Below are 26,596 nucleotides of genomic sequence, written 5' to 3'. Positions count from 1 at the left end.
GAGCGTATTTTGGATATGAAGGAAGTTGTGTACGTGGTATCTGATTCAGTCGGGGAAACGGCAGAATTTGTAGTTAAGGCTGTGGCAACCCAGTTTAACGGGGGCCAGGTTGATATCAGAAGAAATTCATATGTTGAGGACGAGGAAGATATTGAAGACGTCATCTTGGTTGCGAAGCAAGGGCGTTCGATTATTGCTTATACAATCGTCGTTCCAGCACTCAAGGCTTATCTTGATAAAAGGGCTCAAGAGGAAGGGATATATGCGGTGGATTTACTGAATCCGCTGATGAATGCCTTTGAAAAGAAGTTCAATAAGGAGCCAAACCACCGACCGGGAATGATGCGAAAGCTAGATGATGAATACTTTCGTAAGATTGAAGCGATTGAATTTGCCGTCAAATATGACGATGGCAGAGACCCGCGTGGCATTTTAAGAGCGGATATCGTACTGGTAGGCGTTTCACGGACTTCAAAAACACCATTATCGATGTACCTTGCACACAAGCGTTACAAGGTAGCCAATGTACCAATCGTTCCTGAGGTAAAACCGCCAGATGAATTGTTCCAGATACCTAGAAGCAAATGTGTCGGACTGATCATCTCGCCAGATAAGCTTAACGAAATCAGGACTGAAAGGCTAAAAGCGCTAGGACTTGGTGCCAGGGCAAATTATGCAAGCTATGAACGAATCCTGGAAGAGCTGGATTATGCAGAGAAGATCATGAAACGTGTTGGCTGCCCTGTTATCAATGTTTCCAATAAGGCGATCGAAGAAACGGCAGGATTGATACTCGATATTTTAAAAAGTGAGAGGAGTTTTGGCTGATGTCTAAATTTGTTTATCTTTTTAATGAAGGAAATAGCGGAATGAAAGAAATTCTGGGAGGTAAAGGAGCGAACCTCGCGGAAATGACAAGTATCGGCTTGCCGGTACCTTTTGGTTTCACGATTTCCACGGAAGCATGTAATGCCTATTATGATGCTGATAAGACAATCCCAGCTGAAGTACAGGCACAGGTACTTGAAGCACTAGGAGAGCTTGAAGAGAAATCAGGCAAGAAGCTGGGGAACCCTGAGAACCCGCTGCTTGTATCAGTACGTTCGGGAGCAGTATTCTCCATGCCTGGAATGATGGACACCATCCTTAATCTTGGGATGAATGACGAAACAGTCGAGGGTATGGCAAGGCTTACGAACAACCCTAGATTTGCTTATGATTCTTACCGCCGATTTATCCAGATGTTCAGTGACGTCGTCCTTGATGTTGACACGTTCTTTTTTGAACGCTTGCTAGAAGAAACCAGGGAAGAAAAGGGTTATGAAACAGATCCTGAAATGTCAGCAGAGGACTGGAAGGAAGTCATTGAAGGTTATAAGAATATCGTGACAAAACATACAAGAAAGCCTTTCCCGCAGGATCCAAAGGAGCAGCTTTTCCTTTCCATCAATGCAGTATTTGATTCCTGGAATAACCAGCGTGCGATTGTTTACCGCCGCTTGAATAAAATCCCTTCACATCTGGGGACTGCTGTTAATATCCAGAGTATGGTGTTCGGCAATATGGGTGATGATTCTGGAACTGGTGTTGCATTTACCCGTGACCCATCCACTGGGGAGAGTCTACTGTACGGTGAATACTTGATCAATGCTCAGGGTGAAGATGTCGTGGCAGGCATCAGGACTCCTCAGCCAATCCAAACCTTGAAAGATGAGATGCCTGCTGTTTACCAGCAATTCGTTGAAACTTGCAATCGCCTTGAGCAGCATTACGAGGATATGCAGGATATTGAATTCACAGTAGAGCGCGGAGAGTTGTTCATCCTTCAGACTCGTACCGGGAAACGTACTGCTCAAGCAGCAATCCGTATCGCCACGGAACTTGTCAATGAAGGGATAATTGATAAGAAGACCGCTCTGCTACGCGTGGATCCAGAACAATTGGATCAGCTTCTGCACCGCCGTATTGATGAGGATTTCGAGCGCAATCAGCTGGCAAAAGGATTGCCTGCTTCACCAGGTGCCGCTACCGGGATAGTAGTATTTGATGCTGATGAGGCAGAACTGCTTGCGAATGATGGTCAAAAGGTCATTCTTGTCCGACCAGAAACAACTCCAGATGATATCCATGGAATCATTGCTGCACAGGCTGTCGTTACGAGCCGGGGCGGAATGACAAGTCACGCTGCTGTAGTTGCGCGGGGTATGGGTAAAGCATGTATTTGTGGCTGTGAAGCTATGAAAATTGATCTTCATGAAAAGCAGTTCCGTGTTGGCGAAGTGGTAGTAAAACATAGTGATGTCATTACAATTGACGGTGGAACCGGTGAAATCATGCTTGGTGAAATCCCAATGATCGAACCTGAGCTTTCAGAAGAGTTCCAGCTATTGCTTGCATGGGCTGACGAAGAACGTAAAATTGGAGTCCGCGCCAACGCTGATAATCCTGAGGATTCTGCCAAGGCCCTGGAATTCGGTGCAGGCGGTATTGGTCTATGCCGTACTGAACATATGTTCATGGACGCAGCAAGGGTGCCAATTGTGCAGAAAATGATTCTTGCTGAAACATACGATGAGCGAAACGCAGCACTTGATGAACTATTGCCGATGCAGCAGGGGGATTTTGAAGGGATTCTTGAAGTGATGCAGGGGCTGCCTGTAACAATTCGTTTGCTGGATCCACCTTTACATGAGTTCTTGCCTGATAAAGAAGAACTTATTGTCGAGATCACCAAATTGCAAATCCAGGACCCAGAATCGAAAGAGCTTAAGGAAAAGGAAGCATTGCTTAAGAAGGTACGCCAATTGGACGAATTCAATCCAATGCTTGGCCACCGGGGCTGCCGACTTGGCATGATTCATCCGGAAATCTACGAAATGCAGGCAAGAGCGATTTTCTATGCTGTAGCGAACTTGGCTGATAAGGGTATCGATGCACAGCCTGAAATCATGATTCCTCTAGTCGGTCATGTCAATGAGTTAAAGGAAATGCGTGAACTGGTAAACGCAGCTGCGCAAAGTATTAAAGAAGAAACTGGCAAGGATTTTGAATATACAGTGGGTACAATGATTGAGATACCGCGTGCTGCATTGACTGCAGACCAAATCGCCGAGGAAGCTGACTTCTTCTCATTTGGTACGAATGACTTGACACAGACAACTTTCGGATACAGCCGAGACGATGCTGAAGGAAAGTTCCTTCAGGCGTATATCGAACAAAAGGTCCTTCCAGAAAATCCGTTTGCAGTCCTTGATCGTGAGGGAGTGGGCAAGTTGGTCGAGACAGGAGTGGAACTTGGCCGCCAGACTAAGCCTGGCCTAAAGACCGGTATTTGCGGTGAGCACGGCGGTGAAAAGAGTTCGATCGAATTCTGCTACAATGCAGGACTTGACTACGTAAGCTGTTCTCCATACCGTGTGCCGCTTGCCAGACTGGCTGCTGCACAGGCAACGATCCGTCACGAGAGAAATAACGAAAAAGAGGCTGTTATTGCCAAATAACCTTGAACTGGAGCGTGTTACTAAATCACGCTCCTTTGTTTTTTAAATCATTTATTTCCTTATTAATAGGTAACTGATGGAAAAAAGGGTATACTATCTATATACGCAATTCCTCGGGTCTTCTGGTGTTTCCACTTACCATGAGAAGGCGTGAGACCAAACCAGAGAGGATGAGGGAAATGTTAGTAAAACTTTATCAAGCAAAAGCGGGCGATGGCAGCAAAAAAAAGGGGTTAAGGAGAACAAAATCCTATTTTGTGACACCGGAGGATGCATTATCTGAGGCATTTGCTTTAAAAGAAAAAATGGATTCAAGATATAAAAATGAAATAGAATGGGATTATCAAGGTGCTTTCACAGGTACCTCTGAAAAAATGAAAATTCTAAAGGGTTATCTGAAGGGTAATCGGAAAACCACTCCGTTTTACCTAGAAATCCTAAGTGTCGATAACATCGATAAAATTAAACCAGTATCACCGATTAAACCTAAAAGTGTAACAAAGGACGACAAAAAGGTTCTAACCAAAGTCATGAAAAAGTTAAAGGTGAAGAACGCATAGTCAAGCCGTTCCACTGATTTTATGAAGAATCCTAAATGGAAGGGCGCGCACATCTCGTTGTGCGGCCTTTTATTTAGGTTCTTTTTGTAACTTTTGCCGCTTATAGCCGATATTCATTTTGGCGGTTGTCTTAAAGCTTATATTTTACAGATTTTAAGGGGTTCAGATATGAAACAAATTGAATTGATCCATCAGCAGGCAGTGGAGAACACCAAAGTTAAGATAATGGATGATATTGAAAATTTCCTTGGTCAACTGGAAACTCTTCCGGAATTTAAGGAGTATCTAGATAAAAGAAGTACTTACATCAGCCAGATCTGGCTGAATGTGTGGCTGACCAAGTCTACAAATGATTTTTCAAAGCGAGATAAAAAGGCTTTCTTGGGTGAACGGGGATATGTTGTTGAAGGTGTCGACCGGAAGTTAATCAATAAGCTTTTCAGGAATGAAATGAGAGACTATAAACCTTTCAATACTAGGGAGTGGATCAAGTCTGCAATCAATGAGCAAGACTGGGAAGCACAGTATACTCTTGCAAGGAAGAGCTTTCTCAAAAAAGCTGAGGAAGACCGGCTGCTTGAGAAAAAGGCGGGCATAAAGGAAAAAGTTTACCAGGTTGCACACACGGTTTTAAGTGATTTCCAGGAGTCGGCATATCTGAAAATCCGGCATGAGATGGCAAAGGATTTAAAGAGAATTTTAAATGAAAATCAGAAGTACAAGGATATCGACACATACATGCTGGAAGAAAGATTGACCGTTATTGGCTCTTTCAACTCCGATGATTACAGGACGATGGCTGACTTCTTTGATGAATTGACGGGGGAGATCCATCAAACAGCTAGCTGGGGGCGCTTTTATTTTGAATACGAGACCTACCAGTATCATTTTGAGAACAGTGTTTTAAAGTATTTTACAGTGATTGCGGCTGAGGTGGTAATGAAACATCTTGACCAGCAAATCCTGAGCGAATATGAGGAAGTTTTCGCGGACAGGCTTTCAGTCGCTGAGACAAAAAGAATCATTAACGACTTGACTGAAATTTATTTAGATGGTTTCCTTTTTAAGCTTCAGGAAGAGTATGTAACAGACCTATTGGCTCTAGCTGAATTAGAATTTGAAGAACGGGCGCATCTTGCGATCTATGAAAGAGACCTTGCTGAGAGGAAACGCAGGAAGGCAGAGGAGCTGGCCGAGCTTGAACGGAAAAGGGAAGAAGAAGCTCGCATGCTTGAGGACATATTCGGCAGAGAATACAATCCTTCACTGAGAAGAAATGTTAGATATATTCTGCACATAGGTGAAACAAATACAGGAAAAACCCACCACGCTTTGGAAAGAATGAAGGATGCAAGAACTGGTTTGTATCTGGCTCCGCTTCGTCTGCTTGCTCTTGAGGTTTACGAAAAGCTCAATGCAGAGGGCGTTCCATGCTCACTAAAAACAGGCGAGGAAGAAAAGCCTGTGGAAGGAGCAAACCATATTTCCTGCACAGTAGAAATGTTCCACGAAAAGGAATTTTATGAAGTAGTCGTCATAGATGAATCACAGATGATCGCTGATAAGGATAGAGGATTTTCCTGGTTTAAAGCCATTACAAAAGCAAACGCAGAGGAAGTCCACATCATCGGGAGCAAGAACATCAAGGAAATGATGTTGGGTCTTCTGGATGATGGGGTGGCGGAAATATATGAATACACTCGTGATATTCCTCTCCAGGTAGAGAATAAAGAGTTCAGCCTGAAGGATACGAAGAAAGGCGATGCGCTTGTTTGCTTCTCACGAAAACAAGTGCTTGAGAATGCATCGAAACTACAGAACAACGGGCGCCAGGTAAGCATGATTTATGGAAGCATGCCGCCCGAAACAAGGAAAAAGCAAATCGACCGATTCATCAAAGGAGAAACGAGTGTGGTAGTGGCGACCGACGCTATTGGTATGGGGCTGAATTTGCCAATCAGGAGAATCGTCTTTTTGGAAAATGAAAAATTCGATGGTACAAGGAGAAGAAGGCTTACTTCCCAGGAGACAAAGCAAATAGCGGGGCGTGCCGGCAGAAAAGGGATTTACAATGTCGGCCGAGTAGCGTTCACCTCAGATATTAGCTTGATGACAAAGCTGCTTGAGAAAGAGGACAAACCTGTAGAGACATTTTCCATTGCTCCAACATCTGGTATTTTTGAAAGGTTCCAAAAATACCACCGTTCACTTGCTGTTTTCTTTGAATTATGGGATAAGTTCGAGAGTCCTAAAGGGACGAATAAAGCTTCGCTGTCAGAAGAAAAAGAGCTTTATGAGTACATCAGGGATACTGAAATTGAAGCGAGACTGCCAATGATGGAGCTGTATGGATTTCTTCACCTGCCTTTTTCATCAAAAGAACCTGCCCTTATTGAACAATGGCTAGAAACAATCAGAGCAATTGTCGCAGATGCAGAACTTCCGGAGCCGCCAGTTAAAACTGCCTCCCTGGAGGAACTGGAGCTTTCCTATAAAGCAATCGGCCTTCACTTGTTGTTTTTATATAAGCTTGGAAGAAAAACTGAGGCTGTTTACTGGGAAAGAGTTCGTACAGGCTTAAGCGACGATGTTCACGAATTTTTAAAGTCAGAAGTGAAAAATTATAAAAAGAAGTGCAGACACTGTGGAAAGGGAATCCATGTTGACTCCCCTTATCAGATATGTGATTCCTGTTATTCTGCTAGAAACAGGAAACGGACAGACAACAGAGATCGTTGGAGATAATCAGCTGTAAGCGGGGCTTTCATTTGGAAGCCCTGCTTCATTTATCCCACAAGTATATAACAGCTCAATCGCCATATGATTATAGAAGGAAAAAATAAAAAGGTGTGATCAGATGGCTGTCCACGTAGTTAGGTCAGGAGAGAACCTTTGGGCAATCGCCAGAACATATGGTGTATCGATCCAAAGTATTGTCGATGTCAACGGACTTCCTTCCACTAGCTTAATCATTCCCGGGCTGGGACTCTATATTCCAGATCAACAGCCAATTACTCGCTATTATCAAATCAAGGCTGGCGATACATTATGGAGGCTTGCTTTACAGTTCAGGACGAGTGTCAGCAGCATTGTCAGTGCAAATCCGGGACTGGATCCCAACAGATTATATATTGGCCAGAACATTAATATTCCTTCACCTGTTAAGCCGCGGTTTTCTACACTTGGATTCATCGTACCTGGCGCCTCTCAAACCTTTCTAAATGATTTCGAAAAAATTGCCCCCAATCTTACATTCGTTGCTGTTGCGGCCTTTACCTTTACGGCAGAAGGATATGCCTATGTGGTGGGCAATGATGCCCCTATTGTTCTTAAAAGCAAAGAATTGAATGTTATCCCCTTATTATTAATCCAAAACACCACGGCATCTGGATTCAGCAAAGAACTGGCAGGCATTGTACTGGCTTCTCCGACTTACCGAAGGAACCTTGTTGCCAGTCTCGTGAATTTAGCAAATCAAAGAGGCTATGGCGGCATAAGTGTCGACCTTGAATTCATTCCGCCGCCACAGAGGGAAGATTTCAATACTTTCCTCCGTGATCTGAAGGCGGCGATGGGAAATCTGATTTTACATGTAAATGTCCATGCAAAGACAGAAGATATCCCGACAAATCCAATAATCGGAGCGTATGATTATAAAACGATAGGGGAGATTGCTGACATTGTTGCGGTTATGACCATTGATTACGGATACCCGGGAGGTCCGCCTGATCCTGTTTCTCCTTTATGGTGGATCGCACTCGTTGTCAGGTATTCATTAACATTGATTCCACGTGAAAAATTGCAAATCGGTCTCCCGCTTTACGGGCATGATAAAGTCGTCTCGACCAATCAATATCGAGCACTCTCCGTGCTGGACGCACAAAATCTCGCTATTTCTACTGGTGCGGTCGTCCAGTATGATACCGCAGCCAGGTCACCGTGGTTCAGGTATTGGAAAGGAACCGAGGAGCATATCGTCTGGTTTGAGGACATCCGAAGCTATATTGAAAAGTACAGATTGATTGATCTATATCAGCTTTATGGCGCAACCTATTGGCAGCTTAGTTTAAAAGCTCCGCAAAATTGGGCTTACTTGGATAAAGTGGATGTTATCAAACTCTGAATTTACATTAATTGCCGAATCCTTGTATTTATTCTGAAAAGTGAATGTTATCTAGGAAGTAGTAAGCATCTGTTCTCCAATAGAAACAGGTGCTTTTTTTATTTAATAAGGTGATTGCTCGCTTTTTTGGGGTATTAATAAGTAAATTGACTTATATAAGAGGAGGATCATAGATGAATAATTTTCTGAAGAGCGGCTTTCTGCTTGGACTGGGAGCAGCGGTTGCCGGTAAGGAAAAAGTAGATGAAACCATTATGAAGCTGGTTGAGAAAGGGAATATGACCCAGGCTGAAGCAGACACCATCTTTGACGACTTTTTCAAAAAGGGAGAATCGAAGAGCGGGGAATGGAATAAGGAATTCAAGGAGATGGCGAGAAACCAGCTGACTGAGCTTGGTTTTGTCCGAAGGGAAGAATTAGACACTGTGCAGGCACAGCTTGTTTTATTGCGGGAGGAAATTTCACAACTTCGAAACAGCGGATTAAATAAAGAAATTGACCAGGTTGAAAACGGAATGGAGAATATTCCGCCTGGATTTTCAAAAGACATTGATTAGCAGCGGGTGATGGAATGTTGACTGACCGATTGAGACGTTTAAATAGATATAGAGAGATAGCTTCATCATTTGTGAAATATGGATTTGGCTATGTACTGGAAGAGGTGGGGCTGTTCCATGTCCTGTCATTGAAGGACCGGATCGCTGCAGACGTAAAAAACGGAAATACAAAGGAAGCTGGTTACCGTATAAGGTGCATGCTGGAGGAATTGGGGCCCGCTTTTATAAAGCTTGGCCAACTCCTCAGCATCAGGAGTGATATGCTTCCTGAAGAGATTGTTAAAGAACTGGAACTGCTTCAGGATCAGGTTCCCCCAGTGCCTGTTGATGAAATTAAAGAAAAGCTTCACCACGAGTTTGGCAGGCCTGTTGAGGAAGTCTTCACCTATTTTAATGAGGATTATGTAGCAGCAGCGTCGATTGGACAGGTTCATGAAGCGGTACTGTCAACAGGGGAATCTGTCATGGTGAAGGTCCAGCGCCCGGGCATTAAGCATACAGTCCATACAGACCTTGAAATTTTAAGGGATATTGCGAGATTGATTGAGCAGCGATATGACTGGGCTCAATATTACAATATCACTGATATGGTTGAAGAGCTGTCTGAATCAATCCGCAGGGAGCTGGATTACACAGAGGAAGCCCGTAATACGGATATAGTCCAGATGCAGTTTGAAGATTGCGAATCGATAAAGGTGCCGGTTATCTTTCCTGAATACTCAACTCCACAGATTCTCACCATGGAAAAGGTCGAAGGTATCAAGCTCAACGAACTGAATACTATTGTTATTGATTATGAGGAAAAGCGAAGGATTGCGGATTTATTGGTAAGTGCATTCATAACCCAAATCTTAAAAGAAGGTTTTTTCCACGGTGATCCGCATCCGGGTAATATCCTTTATAATCCAGAAAATCAACAGCTGATTTTCATAGACTTTGGGCAGGTAGGTCGTCTGTCAGCAGGCTTGAGATATGATTCTGCATCAATGATGATGGGAATCATGCAGGAAGACACCCACCAGATTGTCAGGTCTATTTTCAGGATGGCCTATGTGCCTTCTGATATTGATGAACAGCATTTTTATGACCGAGTAGATGGAATCAGGAAAAAGGTGGAAAGGTCGTCAAAAGAAGGTCTAAGTTTAGGCTTGACGGTCAAGGAGTTGTTTGCTGCGGCACAGGAACATCGCATCATCCTGCCTAAGGAAATGACAATGATGGGGAAAGCGTTGATCACGATTGAAGGAATCATCTCTGAAATTGACCCAGGCCTGGATATGATCGAGTTAGCCAAGCCTTATGGTGAACAGATAATGAGGGAAAGGTACGATCCGATTAAAATGGGCAAAAGGCTTTGGAATAAAGCCGAGGACTTATCAGATACGGTCACCAATATTCCGAAGCAGGTTGAAAATGTTTTGAATCAAGCTTCCAAAGGTGATTTGAAATTTGAAATCAGCTTATCGGAAATCAATCGGATTCTTCATAAATTCGACCGGATCAGCAACCAGGTTTCCTTCAGTTTGACCCTGCTTGCCTTCAGTATTGTTGTTCTCGGTCTGATTGTGGGAGCAACATTTGGCAATAATACTATACTGACAAGTGTACCGGCAATCGAAGTAGGGTTTATCATTGCATTCGGAATGTTTTTATGGATAATTTATTCTATATTGAAATCCGGACGATTTTAATAAGTCCGCTGAAATTTTTCTTTTTCATTGTTAATTTAGCTGGTTGATTTCCACTCCAAGATGCTTCGCTTTCCGCGGGGCGTGCGGTGAGCCTCCTCGGCGCTAATGTGCCTGCGGGGTCTCACCTGTCCCGCTGATTCCGCAGGACATTGATTGACTTCCTCGAACCTGCCCACGCACGATGGAAATGCGGCAGCATTTTCGAAGGAGTCTCGCACCTTCCGTTCCAATCAACCTATTGCTATATAGCAAATCACAATAACCAAATTCAAATTTATGAATTACAAGGTGCTATATTTATATTTACGGTCAATTTAAAAGAATGTAAACTTGCGGCACTATTAGAGGCAACAAGACAGGATACAAGCTAAGAAAGTCTAGAAAACAGCAGATTTTCAGTGCTCCTTTTCTAAAGCTTAGGCAATGTTAACACCATTGCCCTTTTTCTGTGGAAAGACGGTTAAGAATGTTATGAACTAATGATTCGGAGGAGTTAATTATGCCTTGCAGAACGACTGATGAATTAAATGAACTTGTACAAGAAGCAAAAAAATACACTGACGGCGGGAAGGTTGCAGACTACATTCCTGCTTTGGCAAAAGCGAATCCTGAAGAGTTGTCCGTCGCTATTTTTCATGATGACGGAACTTGTGTTTCGGCCGGAGACATTCATCAGAAGCTAACTTTGCAAAGTGTTTCAAAAGTATTGACACTTGCACTTGCCCTAATAGATTACGGGGAAGAAGCCGTTTTTGACAAAGTGGGTTATGAGCCAACTGGTGATCCATTCAATTCAATTGTCAAACTGGAATTCAGCCCTTCGAAACCATTGAATCCAATGATTAACGCAGGCGCACTTGCCGTTACTCATATGATCAAGGGGAAGGATGCGGATGAACGATTTGAACGAATTCTCTCTTTCATCCAGGAACTTGCAGGTAATTCTTCCATTGGATATTCAGATGAAGTTGCTGTTTCTGAATATGAAACTTCAGATCTCAACAGGGCTTTATGCTATTTTTTGAAGCAGCACGGGGTTATTGATGAGGATGTTGAGGAATTGTTGGAGGTTTATACAAAGCAATGTGCGATTGAAATGGATTGCCTGGATCTCGCCCGAATTGGTTGTGTGTTCGCAATGGATGGTTTGGAGCCTGTTACCAACCGACGTTTGATTCCTGCCCATGTGGCTCGCCTTTGTAAAACGTTCATGGTAACCTGTGGAATGTATAATGCGTCGGGCGAGTTTGCTGTCAGGGTCGGAATTCCTGCGAAAAGTGGTGTATCAGGCGGGATTATGGGGTCAGTTCCAAACAGATTTGGAATTGGAATTTTAGGGCCAGCCCTTGATGAGAAAGGGAACAGCATTGGTGGGATCAAGCTGCTAGAAAGCATGTCTGCAAAGTATAAGATGAGCATGTTTTAGTGAATGTAAAATTGTAAAAATTCAGACAAATATTACCCGCATGCGTATTTAAATTCTTGATATGATAAGGAGGTGATTGATTACAATTGAAAGGAGAAAAATATGGCAGTTGAACAAAAGGTAATCTCAATTCAGGAGAAATTAAAAGATTTGGCTTTTGAAGAGATTGGAGAAATATTCAATTTCAGCAGTGTTTACTATGGTGTATATTTACTTGGATTAGTTAATGATTTTATAGAAACAGAACAGATTCCTGAAGAAATTGCCTCCGCACTGGTGCCTCACTTAATTTCTTGGGTTGTGTTTTCCCACCGCCTCAGCGATGAGAAGAAGTCTATTTTTGAGTTTTATCTAGACTCGCCAAAATATAAAAGCAGAATGAAACCCAAAGTGCATACACTCATCAGTGAATGGAAATATGCACTTCCTGGAGTTTATAACATTGAGGGATTTCTTGGGGAAAGAGTGCTAGTACTTAAGGATATCATTCTTATGAAGGAGAGATTAGTTGGAGTATATAATGAAATATACCATTTGCCAAAGGAAAGCGATTTGCTTATAGGATATCTTCTTCCTGCAGGGGATAGCACCTATTTCCCAATCATAGACTTTTTCCACATTCCAGCTGTCCACAAAAAACAAGCCGCATATAGGATCATCGAGTTCTATAATAAAGCCGAAACCACCGATCATGAATTCTTCGTCCGCTACTATCCAAAACTACTCTCAATTATTTCAAGTGTAATTAAATGAAGAAACTGATTTTAACTATGAAGATAGATTCAAAAGACCCAAATACAAAAGTGAAGGACGTGTACATTAGTACCGTCCTTAATTTTGTTCAATATGACTAGCCCCCGAACGCTTCAAGGATATCCTCAACTTCCTTCATATTGAGTAATTTTGCGGCCTCTGTTTGTTCTTTCATGGTTCTTGCCTTTATAGGTGGCTGGATGAGGTAGGTGCCATTTTCAAGCATCGATCGAATGTCAGCAAGCTGCTGAAGGATTTCAGCAGAGCCACCACTCAATACGGGCTTGGGATTTAGGTAATGATGGAGTGCGGATAGAACAAGATGGCTCAGTGAACTGTTATCGGCATGATATTCGATTTGGTCCACTATTTTTGGTGAAACCGAGTACGACTCACCAGTCTTAACATCAATATATCGTTCAGGGACAGTTATCGCGATCTTATTTACATAATCCGTATATGTGTTTGACATACCGATCATCCTTCAATGGAAATTAGTTCCTCGGTATTCTCATGTTGTTTCTTGAGTTGATTCATTTTGGCTAAAATCATGAGTCCGAAGACGTTCAATTTTTCCAGGTTTTCTGGGAAAGTCAGCTCAATAGGGCGCCCCTTATCAGCCCATCTTACTGCGGCTTCCTGTATTTGATTCTGGGCGAGTTTTGCTGCACCACCAACTGCAATGTAACGGGATGCTCCCTTGATTTCGCTGGAACTGCTTCTGGCGCGGTCAAAGTGCTCAAGGTACTTTATTGCCATGATCCTCAATTGAGGGATTACATACTTGCTAATATCTTTCCTGACACCGGCAAAAGGTTCGACATACCATTCTGATTGGCCGGCGAATAGCTTTTCTTCTAACTCAGACCTTGAGTCGAAAGTGTATAATTCATTCTTACTGATTTTTTTTATGATCGTATCCAAGAACAAATTGATTCCAAAATGGTCGCCTTCAACTGAGGCTACAGGCTTACTGTTCTTGATTCCAACGAAATCTACTGAATCACCTCCCAGGTCGCCAATGATGATTCCTTTCTTAGAATCCTTCACCAGGTTATCGTCCTTAATTGTCAGTGTATCAACGTCCCGAATTAATCCTAAATAGGCACATGCTCCTTCCGCACCGACAATCACATCCTTGATTTCAAGCTTGACAATCAGTTCTTTCGGCTCCGGAATTCCCGGCACTTTATGGAGTGTAATGGTATGGTTACCAATCAAGCGCTGCTTGATTAATTCTTTCCTCTCCTTATATTGCGTGGTTGGAAGAGATACAGCTAATTGGTCTATACAATAACTTAATTCGATGTCATTTGGATTTATGATTGAAGCATGGTAGGCAGCCGCGGCAAATAGAAGGATATATGTGCGGTCTTCGTCAGCTTTTTGATTATTGCTTGCTGTCAGGCTGACATTTCTTTGCTTGGCAGCCGCTTTTCCAGCATAAAAAATTTCTCTTTTATTTGTGATCGCCGGGCTTTTTACCTCTACGATCAAATTCTCCTCGAGGTCAATATCTTCCTCGTCATAGGGCTTTTCGTAAAACTCATCGTCATACAATGCGATGGCGTTTGGCATCTGGTATTCCCTTAGCTCTCCATGATCAGAGGCTAGAACTTTATACCAGCTGTTGCCTATGTCGACTGCAAAATAATTATGATTGTTCATTTTATCCTCCTCCTTTTGAATCCTATGCAAAGTGCCTGTTCAATTGTGCAAGTACCTAATTTTAATGGAAGAAAAGAAATTAATTGTTGAGGAAATCTCGTGAATCGTAAAAAATCCGCATTTGTGCTGATTCATTCATCTAGTCCAAAAAATCTAGTAGGAATAGGATAAATTGTACAAGAAATTTTAAAGGAGGAAATAAAATGACTAATGATAAACATGGTAACCACAAATGTGTTAGCATAAATAAGTCTGCCTCTAAGGCTGAGTGTGCTAACGTTCAGGCGTTATCAGGCAATATAGATGCAGGACCAGCACTCGTTAATTTGCCAGTAACTCTTACTGAAGTTCGTATTACAAGCAATCTTGATGCTAATATTCATTTCCCAGATCCGGTTTTAGAAATTAAGGATATAAAAAAGAGGGTTAAGATTGTCCAGTGCACATTGCTGCTTGGTGGGGCTGAGCTTGATGATGCGGGAGATCTTATTTCTGACATTCCACTTTTCATTAAAGGATTTATCCGCAAAAATATCCAATATGCAACACCTTGCCCAAAAACAAGCGGTGATTGTGTGGCATCTGATTTGCGCTCACTAACTGTTGACGTTCCATTTGACTGTGTAACTACAATTGCAGCAGCAGATTTTAATAGACCACCAGTCCTTCCGGAATTTAATTCGCGCTTCGAATTCGATTTCTTCAGAGCTCAGAAATTAGGCACTGGTTTCCCTGAAAAAGACCGACTCCTGTCTAGCGATCTATCGCAGTTCCACCAGGTAAGTGACCAATTCTATAATCAATTTCCTTACTGTGAGCTGATTGATAGCCGAATCGTCCAATATGATGAAGCGATTGACCGTCATCCCCTGCATCATAATGCTCCATTCGAAGAAGGAGTATTCTATAATATGGTTGAAAAGTCATTATTGGAATTCCGGGTTAGAGTAATTCAAAACCAGCAAGTAAGGATTATCGCAGACTAATTCTGATCTGTGATCTTCAGAAAGAAAAAAGGACCAAGACGATATCAGATATCAACTGTTATCGTCTTTTTCTATGTACTTATACATATTCATTTGATGATGTTTTTGCAAGTAATATAAGAAGACTTAAACCCCCTAAAAAAATTATTATAATGAAATTTAACATGTACATTCCCAGGGATATAAAGGGATGTCACTGGGTACTTGCCCTGAATTTTGTAATTGCATACGGGCAAATGCCTAGACCCAGAAAATCAAAGTGCATAGGATAAAGCATCTTCACTCTAAGGAGTTATAAGGAGGAGCCATGTATGTTTGAATTAGATAAAAATAAAAAGCCTGATTTTGAGTGTAAGCCTTCAACAGATCATTTTGAATGCTCACCTCGACACCACCATCCACATGTAAGCCTGGGAAAGTTGGTTACCAAAGTTCCTGTCGTTCTTGCGGAACTGACCTTGCACGTGAATCTGGATACGATGATCAATTTTCCAGAACCAGTACTAGAAATTAAGGATATCAAAAAAAGAATAAAATTGACTCAATGCAGACTGCTTTTGCCGACAAATAAATTGTTTATCAAAGGGTTTGTAAGGAAGAATATCCAATATGCAAGTCCGAGTCAGGAAATCGAAGCTTCATCATCATCTTCAGTAGCTTCCGACTTGCATTCTTATACAGTAGATATTCCGTTCCAGGTAGTAACAGAAGTGAAGGACTTCCTTTCAAAGCCTGTATTGCCTCAAGTAAACAACCGTAAGGAATTCGACTTTTTCGTATCAAAACCTTTGTCAACAGGATTTCCGGAGAAAGATGAATTGCTGACAAGCGACTTGAGCCAATTTCATCAGGAAAGCTCACAGCACTATAACGAGCTGCCTTTCTGTGAATTAGTATCAAGTCAAATCATTGAATGGGATGAAGCGATTGACAGACAGCCGCTTCCTACATCTTCACCGATCGATGAAGGGTATTTCCAGACAATCGAAGAAAAAATGGTCATTGATTTCACTGTCCGCGTACTTCAAAATCAACAAATCCGCGTTTCATCAGCAACAAATGATCCAGATTGCTATGACGAATCAGAATAAATATTAGATAAAAGGCGGGGTAATATACTAGGCACCAATAGTATATGCCCCTTTATGTTTTTACCCCTATAAAGAAAGGAGGGTAGGGATAGGTTGCAATAAAAGCAGACCCTTCCATTGAATATGGAAAACACAAATAGAACGTTTCATGAAATGCATCTTTTCCAGGGGAATTGGAGAAATAATTCTGTAGAGCGCGGAGTGTCTGAACGTGACTCGGAAATGGAAAAAGTTTTTGAGGAAATCGATAAAGATCTAGGCGGAAATTTCAATGAAAGCAGGTTCCTGCCAAAAGGAAAGAGTTCAGGCAAGCCACTGATCCTCGCGCCTCCTGTTATTAAAAGTGTCGAAGAAAAGCCTTCTGCTTCAAGAAGAAAATTTACAATAGATGAGGTTGAGGAAGAGTCAAGTGAACTGAATGAAGTCGTTGGTGGCATAGAGGATTATGTAGAGGAGGAAATTCAGGAAGGTCACATGGAATCCTCTAGTGAAATTATGTTGGAGGAGTCCAGCAGTTCCCCTGATGAAGAGGAATCTGCCAATCAATTATTAGCCATAAACGAATACTGTGATGAGCTTCATTATAATGATAGCCTTGATGAATCAGTGGATTATCAATATGATTCATCTGAATCTTCCTCAGAATCTATGAAATTAGCTACAGCCGCATACAGTGGAAAAAAAACTAAGACAGAAATGACGAAGGTGAGGCTTCCTTTACATCTGGCAGATGTTGATCTCGAAATTGACATCTTTGATACATTCAGTCTCTCAAGGCCAATTTCCACGGTTTCTAATGTAGAGTGCTCACTTCATTCGATTGATGCTGAGGTATTGCTGCCATCAGCCAACTTATTCACCAAAGGAACGCTTCTGCTAAATATTGATTATGTAAGTATTGACGATACTGGGACGATGCATTCACTTAAGATACACATACCATGGAAAAAAATCATCCCGGTAAAATGGGTTCATAAGCCCGAACTTTCTGCCAAAGAAAGCAAGGAATATTTATTCACTTCAAATCTTGGTAGGGAAGAAGGATATACCCGTGAATATAGTGAGAGTTTAGTAGAAAAAGTGGATTTCAGTCTATCGAGTTTGCATTGTGTGTGGAATGAACAATTCATCCAGAACGACAGAGTAATGATCCAGGGTACGGCAAGGATGAAAATGGAGCTATTTCAAACACAATGCCTGGATTTACAAAAGCTGCTTTCGCTATAAAGGAAAACAGGGTGCCTCAGGTGAGACACCCTTGCTTTGGTGTTAGCCTTCATGGCGTTTCATTAATGCATCCATTCTGTGCTTCATGTTTTTTGGCTCGTGCTCCATTTTATAATCTGATTCCCAAGAGGATGATGACGACGATGATGAAGATGACTCTTCTTTATCTTTGTATCCATGGGAATGGTCTAAGTCAACCTGCTGCTTCTGAAGCAATTTGAAGAATAAACCAACCTCCATCTTTTCAGTGATGCGGCTGAATCTGCCCCAGTTGTCAAAATCCTTGTAAAGGTCCAGGTCGTTGACGAAAGAAGCAAGAAGTTTGCATTCAATTGGCTCATTATAGTATTCATACGTAAATGCTCCAGAGGTGCACTGGTCAGCTCCGTGGCCTTTTTTATCAATGAATCTTCTTTCAAAGACCGTGTTCTTCTGGCTTAGATGTTCGTAATCAGGGTAGTTGAAGACATGGACAGCTTCACTGCAAGTAAATGGTACATCTACACTGTAGTCCTTCAGCAAGCCACTGCATTGTTCTACATACTGGATATTTTTATGAACAACACCAGAAATATAGAGTTTTACCTTTTTGTAATCCATTGCAGAGCGGATCGCCTTACATTGAGTCAGGGAAACGTTTCTGCGCATATGCTTGATTTCACGTGCTGCAGTTGGCAGCTTGATGTCAGATTCAACTTCAACTTGTAGTTCTACTTCGGCCAGAGCTACATTGATGTCGGCGACTGGGAATTTGAGTTTGTTGCCATATGGATGGAAGGAATCACTATCGCAATCTACCCGAATCGTTTTTGCTTTATCACAAGAAAGCTGTGGCGGGCAGCCATGGTGCGAGTTGCAATCTGTATTTCTCTTCATTTTTTTCACTCCTTTTTTATTATAATCAAAAGCAGTAAGAAACAGATTGTTTTCGTTTCTTTCTTTTGACTTACTATTTATATATGCCAGTACAACGGCAAAGGAATAGACGAATGATAGAGGGCAATCACATATTTTTTTATTAGCAGTGAAAATGTTAAGAGAATTCGGGACAAATGTGATTAAAAGACAAATAAAGCAACCCCACTTGATGTGGGGTTGTAGATCTATATTGAAAATCCACTGTTATATCCTCGCTTTAGCGTCGAGAGCATAACATCTTCTTAGGATCCATCTTCTTCACTTTTACAGGAGGGAAGCAAGTAATGCCGACAAAATCCTTCAAATCAACTTCGAAGCAAGCTCCAGTCCTTGTGAATCCCTCGATACCGTGATGCTTTCCTTCACATCGTTCCGGACAGAGCAGCTCAAGAATCGCGCAGCAGTCAGATCCTTTCACAAAGTCAACAACCCGGAAAAAACTAGACTTGATATCAAAAAAGCAGCCATCGATTTTTACTACACCTGTACCAACGAATGTCTCGCAGTCTCCTTTGGTGCAGCCGCATAATAATTTGAACGGTATTGTATCGAAGCTTGATTGCTTGCATTGATTAAGCAGCTCTTTGATCGACCGGTCGCAGCTTACATCACATCCGTGTTTCCTTTGATTTACCTTGTGCTGTGCTTCATTTATTTCCCTGACTTTTTTGCATATACACTTGTCGGAATGTTTTTCATCATGGTGGCCTTTGTTACAGCCACAGTCATGAAAGTCATCGTCCCAATCTTTATGCTTTTTCCTTTCCTTGTGCTTATCTCTTTCCTTTCGTTTATCCCAATCCTTGTGGTCATTCCAATCTTTGTGATCGTCCCAATCCTTGTGGTCATTCCAATCTTTGTGATCGTCCCGATCCTTGTGGCCATCCCAATCTTTGTGATCGTCCCAATCCTTGTGTTTATCTCTATCCCGGTGCTTAGGTTTTTCCTTTTTATGAGTGTAATCATCGTCAGGTCGATGATCATCTTTGTAATAATAATTCATAAAACGCGCCTCTCCTTTCTTATAGAGTGGTGATATATTAACAGGATATGGGGAAAAGCAGTGATTTGTATGGGGATGTGACTATACTGGCGAAATTCTTAATAAAGTTTTGGGAAAACTGATAAAGATATTTGCTATTTGCAAATTTACCATTCAATATAAATAGCAGCTAAATAAATATGGAGGCAATTAATATGTTAAAAAAACAGATGGAGAAGTATATAACTACGCTGAAGGATCCAGTTGAATTACATACTGAAGAAAAAGAATATGCACAACGTCATGGACTGCTTCATGGAGTTGAAGTTAAAGAATTAGAATCGGATGTTCGTTTTGCGGATGCTTATGTTGAAAGAGGCAACAAAGAAACTGAGGAGTTCCTGGGTGAAGAATTATTTGAGTTCCTGAATCTTCCAATTGGTTATTTTAAAGAGCGAAAAAATGAATTCATGTATTTGGAATCCGAATGGTTTGATCTGATTAGCGTTGATGCCGTCAGTCTAGAAAAAGATGATGTGTTCGGAACATATGATGTCATGCTGGGACTTAAGGTGCAGAAGAAATATGAAGCAGTCATCAAAAAATACCTGGAGGAAAACCTCCATGATGAAGGGTCTAGATATAATTTAATGTTCGATGCCAATGAAGGAGTTTGGAGCCTTAATTTCCCATTGAATGGGCTGGAAGGATTCAAAGAGGATTTATCTGTTAGAGAAGCTTATACTTTAATATACGGTTTTCTTTTTAGGCTGGCAGAGTCAATTGAAAATAAGCAATAAGAAGCGCCTTTAGGGCGCTTTTTCAATGCTTTAACAAGTTATCATACTACTATATTAGAATACTAAAATTTACCATATGTGTTGACAATGGCATTAAGGAAACATAAAATTAATATAAGTTATTAGTCAATAGTTAAAATTCAGAAAACGGGGTTAATCATGAGCAAAATTGCGATTGGGAAAACAGCGATCCTGCTTGCATCTTTTACAGAGGAAGAAATGGCTTTCTTTCAGGATTCCTTAAAAGAAGTAAGCTATTGCCTTGGCAAAGTAGGATCGATGAACATGCAAAAAGTTATTTCCGCAGTGGAAACAGCTGCCAAACGCCATGGCCTCATACATCCCAATTTATACCGTGAAACCCATGCACTATACCATGCGATCATGGAAGGGATGGAGGGGGTCACGCGAGGTCATCTTTCAATTGGTGAAATGAGCCGCACTGTAGGTCTTCGCTTTGCTGTTGTCCGTGGAACACCTTTTACAGATGAAGATGAAGGAGAATGGATTGCTGTCGCTTTTTATGGAACGATTGGCGCTCCTGTAAAAGGATCTGAACACGAAACGGTTGGTTTAGGAATCAATCATATATAAAGTTACATTGCCTATAGTCCACTAGTCAGTAGGAGGCGATGATGGTTTAAGTATGCCATTGTCGTCTCCTTTTTATTTTATCTACAGATTTGGAGGTTACGAGAATGGTTGTTTTAACAGGTGCAACGTTAACATTAGAGCAAATCAGGCAGGTTTGCTATCTCGACGAGGTAGTCACTATCAGTCCCGATAGTATGAAGAAGGTTGCTGAAAGCAGGGAAGCAGTAGAGAAAATCGTTGCCGACAAGCGTACGATTTATGGAATCAATACAGGATTCGGCAAGTTCAGTGATGTCATCATTAATGAACAGGATGTCAATGCATTGCAGTTAAACCTGATCAGGTCACATGCATGCGGCGTAGGAGAACCATTTCCCGAGGTCGTTTCACGTGCCATGGTCTTACTCAGACTCAATGCGTTGATTAAAGGGTTTTCCGGGATCAGGCCGGTAATCGCTGAGAGGCTGAAGGAATTGCTTAACCTGCAGATCCACCCGGTTGTCCCGCAGCAAGGCTCGCTTGGCGCTTCGGGTGATTTAGCGCCACTATCGCATTTGGCACTAGTACTGTTAGGTGAGGGCAAAGTTTTTTATGAGGGAAGGGTTTGTGCAACAGAAGAGGCATATAACAAAGAAGGTCTTGAGCCAATTGTATTACAGGCAAAAGAGGGCCTTGCCCTGATTAATGGGACCCAGGCAATGACGGCAATGGGTGTTGTCAACTGGATTGAAGCAAATGATCTGGCAAATCAATCAGAATGGATTGCCGCCCTTACAATGGAAGGCCTAGAAGGTGTCATTGATGCATTCCATCCCGCGATTCATGAAGCGCGCGGCTACCAGCAGCAAATGGATGTAGCGGAGCGCATGAGAAATTTACTGGCTGGCAGCAACCTGACGACTCGCCAGGGCGAAAAAAGGGTCCAGGACGCTTATTCATTAAGATGTATTCCTCAGGTACATGGGGCCTCATGGCAAGCTCTTGATTATGTAAAAGAAAAGCTAGAGATCGAAATGAATGCAGCTACGGATAATCCGCTCATTTTTGACGGGGGAGAAACCGTCATTTCGGGAGGTAATTTCCACGGCCAGCCAATTGCAATCGCGATGGATTTCATGAAAATAGCTGTTGCTGAATTTGCCAGTATCTCTGAAAGAAGGATTGAAAGACTGGTAAACCCACAATTAAATGATCTGCCCCCATTCTTAAGTCCACAACCGGGACTTCAATCTGGTGCGATGATCATGCAATACAGTGCTGCGTCACTAGTTTCTGAAAATAAGACTCTCGCTCATCCTGCAAGTGTGGATTCCATCCCATCCTCTGCCAATCAGGAGGATCATGTGAGCATGGGAACGATTGCTGCCCGACATGCACACAGTATCATCCAGAACGTCAGACGTGTTCTGGCAATTGAATGTATTTGCGCCCTTCAAGCAGTCCAATATCGTGGTATAGAAAAAATGGCACCTAAAACAAGGAGCTTCTACGAGGAAGCAAGAAAAATAGTTCCTTCTATTACTGAGGACCGAATTTTCTCTGAAGATATTGAAAGACTTGCAGAATGGCTAAAAAAAAATAGACGCCAGTGGACAGCTATAAAAAATCAGGAGAGCCTGGTTTAAAAACTTAAAAATTGAGGAGTGTGGAAACAATGGCAATCGAAGCAAAGCGAAATATTAAAGCAAAAAAGGGTCTTGAACTGGAATGTAAAGGCTGGGAGCAAGAAGCTGCGTTAAGAATGCTCTATAACAATCTTGATCCAGAGGTCGCTGAAAAGCCGGAGGATCTAGTTGTATACGGTGGAATTGGCAAAGCGGCACGGAACTGGGAGGCATTCGACGCAATTGTTGATACGCTGCGCAGGCTGGAAAATGATGAGACAATGCTCGTTCAGTCTGGCAAACCTGTGGCTGTATTCAAAACGCACAAGGCTGCACCAAGAGTGTTAATATCGAACTCCGTATTAGTTCCTAAATGGGCGAATTGGGACCATTTTCACGAACTCGATAAAAAAGGCTTGATGATGTACGGCCAAATGACTGCGGGGAGCTGGATTTACATTGGTTCTCAGGGAATCCTGCAGGGGACATATGAAACATTTGCCGAGGTTGCGAGACAGCACTTTGGAGGTACCTTGAAAAATACAATTACGTTGACAGCAGGGCTTGGCGGCATGGGTGGAGCGCAGCCTCTCGCGGTCACGATGAACGATGGGGTGTGTATAGCAGTTGAAGTTGATCCAGAACGGATCAAAAAGCGAATTGATACCCGATATTGCGACCGGATGACACATTCAATCGATGAAGCCATTGAGTGGGCTAAGGAAGCCAAGCATAAAGGAGAAGCCCTATCAATCGGTCTGGTCGGAAATGCAGCCGAAATCCATCTTGAATTATTGTCCAGGAATTTTAAAGTTGATATTGTAACGGACCAGACTTCTGCACATGACCCGCTAAACGGATATATTCCGGTTGGTCTTACTTTGGAAGAAGCAGCTAAACTTCGTGTGGAAAATCCTGAAGAGTATGTAAAGCAATCATCTTTCTCAATGGCTAAGCATGTCGCATCCATGCTTGAATTCCAGAGGAGAGGTGCTGTGACCTTTGATTACGGCAATAATATCCGTCAGGTTGCCAAGGATCATGGGGAGGAGCATGCTTTCGATTTCCCTGGTTTTGTTCCTGCTTATATCAGGCCCCTGTTCTGTGAAGGAAAAGGACCGTTCCGCTGGGCAGCTTTATCAGGAGACCCGGCTGATATCCACCGGACAGATGAACTGATCAAGGAGCTTTTTCCGGAAAATGAAGCCCTTCAGCGCTGGATTGACATGGCCCAGGAAAAAGTGGAATTCCAGGGTCTGCCTTCACGGATTTGCTGGCTTGGATATGGTGAGCGAGTGAAAATGGGATTGGCAATCAATGAACTCGTTCGAAAAGGTGAATTGAAAGCGCCGATCGTAATTGGACGCGACCATTTAGATAGTGGGTCCGTTGCCTCTCCAAATCGCGAAACAGAAGCAATGAAAGATGGAAGCGACGCAGTCGGCGACTGGGCAATTCTCAATGCACTAGTCAACGTCGCAGCTGGGGGATCCTGGATCTCTGTCCATCATGGCGGCGGAGTTGGCATGGGATATTCCCTTCACGCAGGAATGGTCGTAGTGGCAGATGGCACAGACCTTGCTGAAGAAAGACTTAGAAGAGTACTGACTACAGACCCAGGCATGGGAGTAGCCCGCCACGCAGATGCTGGCTATGATAAAGCCATTGAAACAGCGAAAGAAAAAGGCGTCGACATCCCAATGCTCCCTTAAAATGTAAAGAGACGGTGTTTGGACTGATAGAAACCAAACATGGCCCGTTTTGCAACAACTTAAACTATGGGACTTAAATATAGAAAGAAAGGGTGGAGAAGATTGACATACGATTTATTAGTACACAATATCGGCCAGCTTATTTTACCCAAAAGCTCTGATAAGCCATTGAAGGGGCAGGAAATGAAAGAGCTGAACATAATTGAAAACGCAGCAATAGGAATCATGGATGGGAAAATAGCCTGGCTTGGATCAAATGCTGAAGCCGAATCACTTAAGGCTTCCGAAAGAATTGACGCCCAGGGAAAGGTAGTTTCTCCTGGTCTCGTTGATCCTCATACTCATTTGGTTTTTGGGGGATCTCGTGAACATGAACTATCATTGAAGCAAGCTGGAGTACCATACTTAGAGATCCTCGCTCAGGGCGGTGGGATTTTATCGACGGTGGGATCCACTAAAAAAGCCACAGAGGAAGAATTGTTTGAAAAAGCATCCTTCCATCTGGAGAGAATGATTTCTTACGGAGTTACGACTCTAGAAGCTAAAAGTGGATATGGCCTGGATGCTGATACAGAGCTCAAGCAGCTTAGGGTGGTTCAAAAATTAAAAGAAAAGTACCCTGTTTCTGTTGTTTCAACATTCCTTGGCGCGCACGCTGTTCCACCCGGTTTTAAAGGGAAAGAGGATGAATTCCTGGAAGAAATGTCCCGGCTTTTTGATGATATTAAGGAAGGCCAACTTGCTGAATTCGTGGATATATTTTGCGAAACAGGTGTATTTACCATCGAACAGTCAAGGATGTTTTTACAACAGGCAAAGGAAAAGGGATTTGGCTTGAAGATTCACGCTGATGAAATTGATCCCCTTGGCGGTACTGAACTTGCCGTGTCATTAGGGGCAGCAAGTGCAGACCATCTGGTTGCCGCTTCTGATGAAGGAATTAGACAGCTAAGCGAAGGAAATACAGTAGCTGTTCTGCTGCCAGGAACGACATTTTATCTGGGGAAGGACTATTACGCCCGCGCCAGAAAGATGATTGATGAGGGAGCGGCAGTCGCTTTGGCGACAGATTTCAACCCTGGCAGCTGTGTTACTGAAAACCTTCAGATGATAATGTCCCTGGCAGCTTTGAAGTTGAAAATGTCTGCGGAAGAAATCTGGAATGCGGTCACGGTCAATGCTGCCCATGCAATCGGAAAAGCCTCCGAGGCAGGGACATTAGAAAAAGGGCGCTCAGCTGATTTCGTCATCTGGGATGTGCCTAACTATAAATATATCCCGTACCACTTTGGCGTGAATCACGCACAAAGTGTTTACCATTCTGGTAAAAAACTTTGGGAAAGGACAGCTTATGGTGAAATTCAGTTATCTCCAGCCAGGTAAGCCTGCGGTTTTCAAGGACCGGTTTGTCACAAAGGTCAATGAGTGTCTTATACCTTATTCTGAAGGGGAGAAAGGGGAGATCGGCTTAATCGGTCTCCCATTCTCTAAAACATCCATATCCTTATCGCAGGCTTCAGATGCGCCGAATACAATCAGGGCAAGCATGAGTTCATTCTCCACTTTTTCAGGTGAAAAAGAGAAAGATTACAAGGATATTAGCATCATTGACTTTGGCGATGTGCATACCCATCCAACTGATTTGGTGGAATCCATTGAGAGACTGCATGTTAGTGTTAGGGAAATGCTTGAAAAGAACTCCTGTCAACGGTATATCATGCTTGGCGGAGACCATGGGGTCAGCTATCCTTCCATACGCGCTTTCAAGGAACATTACGGCAAAATAGGGGTTATTCAATGGGATGCACATCATGATGTTAGGAATCTGGATGATGGCGGGCGGACAAATGGCACACCATTCCGAAGTCTTATTGATGGTGGTCACTTAATGGGTGAGAACCTTGTCCAAATTGGGATTCGTGATTATGCGAATGCGAAGGAATATCATGATTATACAAAAGAAAAAGGGATTTCTGTCTATACAATGGAGGATATTGAGATGACAGGGATCATCCCTATCATAAAAAAGGAACTGGATAGATTAGCTGAATTAGTAGATATAATATACTTATCTGTTGATATGGATGTCGTTGATCAGGCTTTCGCGCCCGGTTGCCCGGCAATTGGACCAGGTGGAATAACAAGCAGGGAATTACTTGCGAGTATTGCGGAAGCTGCTTCCTATGAAAAAGTTAAGGCGATGGATATAGTAGAAATAGATCCTTCGAAAGACTTCCGTGATATGACAAGCAGGCTGGCAGCCGCCGTTATGCTTCGTTTTATGTACAACTGATACTCATACTAACCAGCCTGCAGACCATTCTATTTGTCTGCAGGCTGATTTTTTTAAGGTAATGTTGGGCAAAATGCGGGATTTTATAGAATATCCAGTTTGGCATCCAGG

Annotated in this window: 22 protein-coding genes; 18 read left to right on the top strand and 4 right to left on the bottom strand. The window is 42.5% G+C overall.

Features of this window, described 5'->3' with window-relative positions; translation table 11 throughout:
- Nucleotides 1–9 precede the first annotated feature (9 nt).
- From TY49_RS10295 to TY49_RS10255, 9 genes are all read left to right on the top strand, one after another.
- Nucleotides 10–828: a pyruvate, water dikinase regulatory protein gene (locus tag TY49_RS10295; RefSeq protein ID WP_041965816.1), complete on the top strand. Its 819-nt coding sequence runs from the start codon at nucleotides 10–12 to the stop codon at nucleotides 826–828.
- Nucleotides 828–3,500, top strand: coding sequence for a pyruvate, phosphate dikinase (gene ppdK, locus TY49_RS10290; RefSeq protein WP_041965815.1), 2,673 nt, complete (start codon nucleotides 828–830; stop codon nucleotides 3,498–3,500). Before TY49_RS10295 ends, ppdK begins: the two co-directional genes overlap by 1 nt.
- 179 nt (nucleotides 3,501–3,679) lie before the next feature.
- Nucleotides 3,680–4,060: a hypothetical protein gene (locus tag TY49_RS10285; protein ID WP_041965814.1), complete on the top strand. Its 381-nt coding sequence runs from the start codon at nucleotides 3,680–3,682 to the stop codon at nucleotides 4,058–4,060.
- A gap of 168 nt (nucleotides 4,061–4,228) precedes the next feature.
- Nucleotides 4,229–6,805 carry a helicase-related protein gene (locus TY49_RS10280; RefSeq protein WP_041965813.1) on the top strand — a complete coding sequence of 859 codons (2,577 nt, stop codon included), beginning with the start codon at nucleotides 4,229–4,231 and terminating at the stop codon, nucleotides 6,803–6,805.
- A gap of 112 nt (nucleotides 6,806–6,917) precedes the next feature.
- Complete coding sequence (locus tag TY49_RS10275; protein ID WP_041965812.1) at nucleotides 6,918–8,183, top strand: LysM peptidoglycan-binding domain-containing protein; 1,266 nt, start codon at nucleotides 6,918–6,920, stop codon at nucleotides 8,181–8,183.
- A 173-nt stretch (nucleotides 8,184–8,356) separates the two neighbouring features.
- Complete coding sequence (locus TY49_RS10270) at nucleotides 8,357–8,740, top strand: phasin family protein (protein ID WP_052442155.1); 384 nt, start codon at nucleotides 8,357–8,359, stop codon at nucleotides 8,738–8,740.
- Nucleotides 8,741–8,754: 14 nt separating this feature from the next.
- The gene (locus TY49_RS10265; RefSeq protein WP_041965811.1) at nucleotides 8,755–10,431 is read left to right on the top strand and encodes an ABC1 kinase family protein; all 1,677 of its coding nucleotides are present in this window, start codon (nucleotides 8,755–8,757) and stop codon (nucleotides 10,429–10,431) included.
- Nucleotides 10,432–10,930: 499 nt separating this feature from the next.
- Entirely contained in the window at nucleotides 10,931–11,857 is a 927-nt protein-coding gene (gene glsA / locus TY49_RS10260) for a glutaminase A (RefSeq protein ID WP_041965810.1), read from the top strand.
- 102 nt (nucleotides 11,858–11,959) lie between these two features.
- Nucleotides 11,960–12,610 carry a hypothetical protein gene (locus TY49_RS10255; protein ID WP_041965809.1) on the top strand — a complete coding sequence of 217 codons (651 nt, stop codon included), beginning with the start codon at nucleotides 11,960–11,962 and terminating at the stop codon, nucleotides 12,608–12,610.
- 97 nt (nucleotides 12,611–12,707) lie between these two features.
- Here the strand turns inward: TY49_RS10255 and TY49_RS10250 are convergent, their stop codons facing one another.
- Nucleotides 12,708–13,082: a hypothetical protein gene (locus TY49_RS10250; RefSeq protein WP_041965808.1), complete on the bottom strand. Its 375-nt coding sequence runs from the start codon at nucleotides 13,080–13,082 to the stop codon at nucleotides 12,708–12,710.
- A 5-nt stretch (nucleotides 13,083–13,087) separates the two neighbouring features.
- A complete protein-coding gene (locus TY49_RS10245) occupies nucleotides 13,088–14,278 on the bottom strand; it encodes a ParM/StbA family protein (protein WP_041965807.1) in 1,191 nt (396 codons plus the stop codon).
- A 203-nt stretch (nucleotides 14,279–14,481) separates the two neighbouring features.
- Between TY49_RS10245 and TY49_RS10240 the strand changes: the two genes are divergently transcribed.
- The 3 genes from TY49_RS10240 to TY49_RS10230 all read left to right on the top strand — a co-directional run bounded on the left by TY49_RS10240 (nucleotide 14,482) and on the right by TY49_RS10230 (nucleotide 17,582).
- The gene (locus TY49_RS10240) at nucleotides 14,482–15,264 is read left to right on the top strand and encodes a CsxC family protein (protein ID WP_041965806.1); all 783 of its coding nucleotides are present in this window, start codon (nucleotides 14,482–14,484) and stop codon (nucleotides 15,262–15,264) included.
- 311 nt (nucleotides 15,265–15,575) lie between these two features.
- A complete protein-coding gene (locus TY49_RS10235) occupies nucleotides 15,576–16,355 on the top strand; it encodes a CsxC family protein (RefSeq protein WP_041965805.1) in 780 nt (259 codons plus the stop codon).
- Between the two features lie 117 nt (nucleotides 16,356–16,472).
- On the top strand, nucleotides 16,473–17,582 hold the full coding sequence (locus tag TY49_RS10230) for a hypothetical protein (protein WP_041965804.1): 1,110 nt from the start codon (nucleotides 16,473–16,475) through the stop codon (nucleotides 17,580–17,582).
- Between the two features lie 42 nt (nucleotides 17,583–17,624).
- On the opposite strand, the gene TY49_RS23910 is transcribed toward TY49_RS10230, so the two are convergent.
- On the bottom strand, nucleotides 17,625–18,458 hold the full coding sequence (locus TY49_RS23910; RefSeq protein ID WP_052442153.1) for a CsxC family protein: 834 nt from the start codon (nucleotides 18,456–18,458) through the stop codon (nucleotides 17,625–17,627).
- A gap of 259 nt (nucleotides 18,459–18,717) precedes the next feature.
- Nucleotides 18,718–19,503: a CotY/CotZ family spore coat protein gene (locus TY49_RS23905; RefSeq protein ID WP_052442152.1), complete on the bottom strand. Its 786-nt coding sequence runs from the start codon at nucleotides 19,501–19,503 to the stop codon at nucleotides 18,718–18,720.
- A gap of 194 nt (nucleotides 19,504–19,697) precedes the next feature.
- Here TY49_RS23905 and TY49_RS10215 point away from each other — a divergent pair, with 194 nt between their 5' ends.
- The 6 genes from TY49_RS10215 to hutG all read left to right on the top strand — a co-directional run bounded on the left by TY49_RS10215 (nucleotide 19,698) and on the right by hutG (nucleotide 26,485).
- Nucleotides 19,698–20,282, top strand: a complete 585-nt coding sequence (locus tag TY49_RS10215) for a hypothetical protein (protein ID WP_041965803.1) — start codon at nucleotides 19,698–19,700, stop codon at nucleotides 20,280–20,282.
- Between the two features lie 159 nt (nucleotides 20,283–20,441).
- Nucleotides 20,442–20,876 (top strand): histidine utilization transcription antiterminator HutP, encoded by a 435-nt coding sequence (gene hutP / locus TY49_RS10210; RefSeq protein WP_041965802.1) that lies wholly within the window; start codon nucleotides 20,442–20,444, stop codon nucleotides 20,874–20,876.
- A 104-nt stretch (nucleotides 20,877–20,980) separates the two neighbouring features.
- Complete coding sequence (gene hutH / locus TY49_RS10205) at nucleotides 20,981–22,501, top strand: histidine ammonia-lyase (protein ID WP_041965801.1); 1,521 nt, start codon at nucleotides 20,981–20,983, stop codon at nucleotides 22,499–22,501.
- A gap of 29 nt (nucleotides 22,502–22,530) precedes the next feature.
- On the top strand, nucleotides 22,531–24,192 hold the full coding sequence (gene hutU, locus TY49_RS10200) for a urocanate hydratase (protein WP_041965800.1): 1,662 nt from the start codon (nucleotides 22,531–22,533) through the stop codon (nucleotides 24,190–24,192).
- 102 nt (nucleotides 24,193–24,294) lie between these two features.
- Complete coding sequence (gene hutI / locus TY49_RS10195) at nucleotides 24,295–25,575, top strand: imidazolonepropionase (protein ID WP_232310431.1); 1,281 nt, start codon at nucleotides 24,295–24,297, stop codon at nucleotides 25,573–25,575.
- Nucleotides 25,544–26,485, top strand: a complete 942-nt coding sequence (hutG, locus tag TY49_RS10190; RefSeq protein ID WP_041965798.1) for a formimidoylglutamase — start codon at nucleotides 25,544–25,546, stop codon at nucleotides 26,483–26,485. Before hutI ends, hutG begins: the two co-directional genes overlap by 32 nt.
- Nucleotides 26,486–26,596: the final 111 nt, after the last annotated feature.

Origin of the sequence: Mesobacillus selenatarsenatis SF-1 (assembly GCF_000813125.1) — a bacterium.
In the GTDB taxonomy this organism is placed as follows: domain Bacteria; phylum Bacillota; class Bacilli; order Bacillales; family Cytobacillaceae; genus Mesobacillus; species Mesobacillus selenatarsenatis.
Note: the sequence above shows the minus strand (reverse complement) of the source record. Positions and strands in the feature narration are given on the sequence as shown.

Coding starts and splice junctions, on each gene's coding strand:
- ppdK (WP_041965815.1), top strand. CDS start 828: ATGTCTAAATTTGTTTATCTTTTTAATGAAGGAAATAGCGGAATGAAA.
- TY49_RS10285 (WP_041965814.1), top strand. CDS start 3,680: ATGTTAGTAAAACTTTATCAAGCAAAAGCGGGCGATGGCAGCAAAAAA.
- TY49_RS10280 (WP_041965813.1), top strand. CDS start 4,229: ATGAAACAAATTGAATTGATCCATCAGCAGGCAGTGGAGAACACCAAA.
- TY49_RS10275 (WP_041965812.1), top strand. CDS start 6,918: ATGGCTGTCCACGTAGTTAGGTCAGGAGAGAACCTTTGGGCAATCGCC.
- TY49_RS10270 (WP_052442155.1), top strand. CDS start 8,357: ATGAATAATTTTCTGAAGAGCGGCTTTCTGCTTGGACTGGGAGCAGCG.
- TY49_RS10265 (WP_041965811.1), top strand. CDS start 8,755: ATGTTGACTGACCGATTGAGACGTTTAAATAGATATAGAGAGATAGCT.
- glsA (WP_041965810.1), top strand. CDS start 10,931: ATGCCTTGCAGAACGACTGATGAATTAAATGAACTTGTACAAGAAGCA.
- TY49_RS10255 (WP_041965809.1), top strand. CDS start 11,960: ATGGCAGTTGAACAAAAGGTAATCTCAATTCAGGAGAAATTAAAAGAT.
- TY49_RS10250 (WP_041965808.1), bottom strand. CDS start 13,082: ATGTCAAACACATATACGGATTATGTAAATAAGATCGCGATAACTGTC.
- TY49_RS10245 (WP_041965807.1), bottom strand. CDS start 14,278: ATGAACAATCATAATTATTTTGCAGTCGACATAGGCAACAGCTGGTAT.
- TY49_RS10240 (WP_041965806.1), top strand. CDS start 14,482: ATGACTAATGATAAACATGGTAACCACAAATGTGTTAGCATAAATAAG.
- TY49_RS10235 (WP_041965805.1), top strand. CDS start 15,576: ATGTTTGAATTAGATAAAAATAAAAAGCCTGATTTTGAGTGTAAGCCT.
- TY49_RS23910 (WP_052442153.1), bottom strand. CDS start 18,458: ATGAAGAGAAATACAGATTGCAACTCGCACCATGGCTGCCCGCCACAG.
- TY49_RS23905 (WP_052442152.1), bottom strand. CDS start 19,503: ATGAATTATTATTACAAAGATGATCATCGACCTGACGATGATTACACT.
- TY49_RS10215 (WP_041965803.1), top strand. CDS start 19,698: ATGTTAAAAAAACAGATGGAGAAGTATATAACTACGCTGAAGGATCCA.
- hutP (WP_041965802.1), top strand. CDS start 20,442: ATGAGCAAAATTGCGATTGGGAAAACAGCGATCCTGCTTGCATCTTTT.
- hutH (WP_041965801.1), top strand. CDS start 20,981: ATGGTTGTTTTAACAGGTGCAACGTTAACATTAGAGCAAATCAGGCAG.
- hutU (WP_041965800.1), top strand. CDS start 22,531: ATGGCAATCGAAGCAAAGCGAAATATTAAAGCAAAAAAGGGTCTTGAA.
- hutG (WP_041965798.1), top strand. CDS start 25,544: ATGGTGAAATTCAGTTATCTCCAGCCAGGTAAGCCTGCGGTTTTCAAG.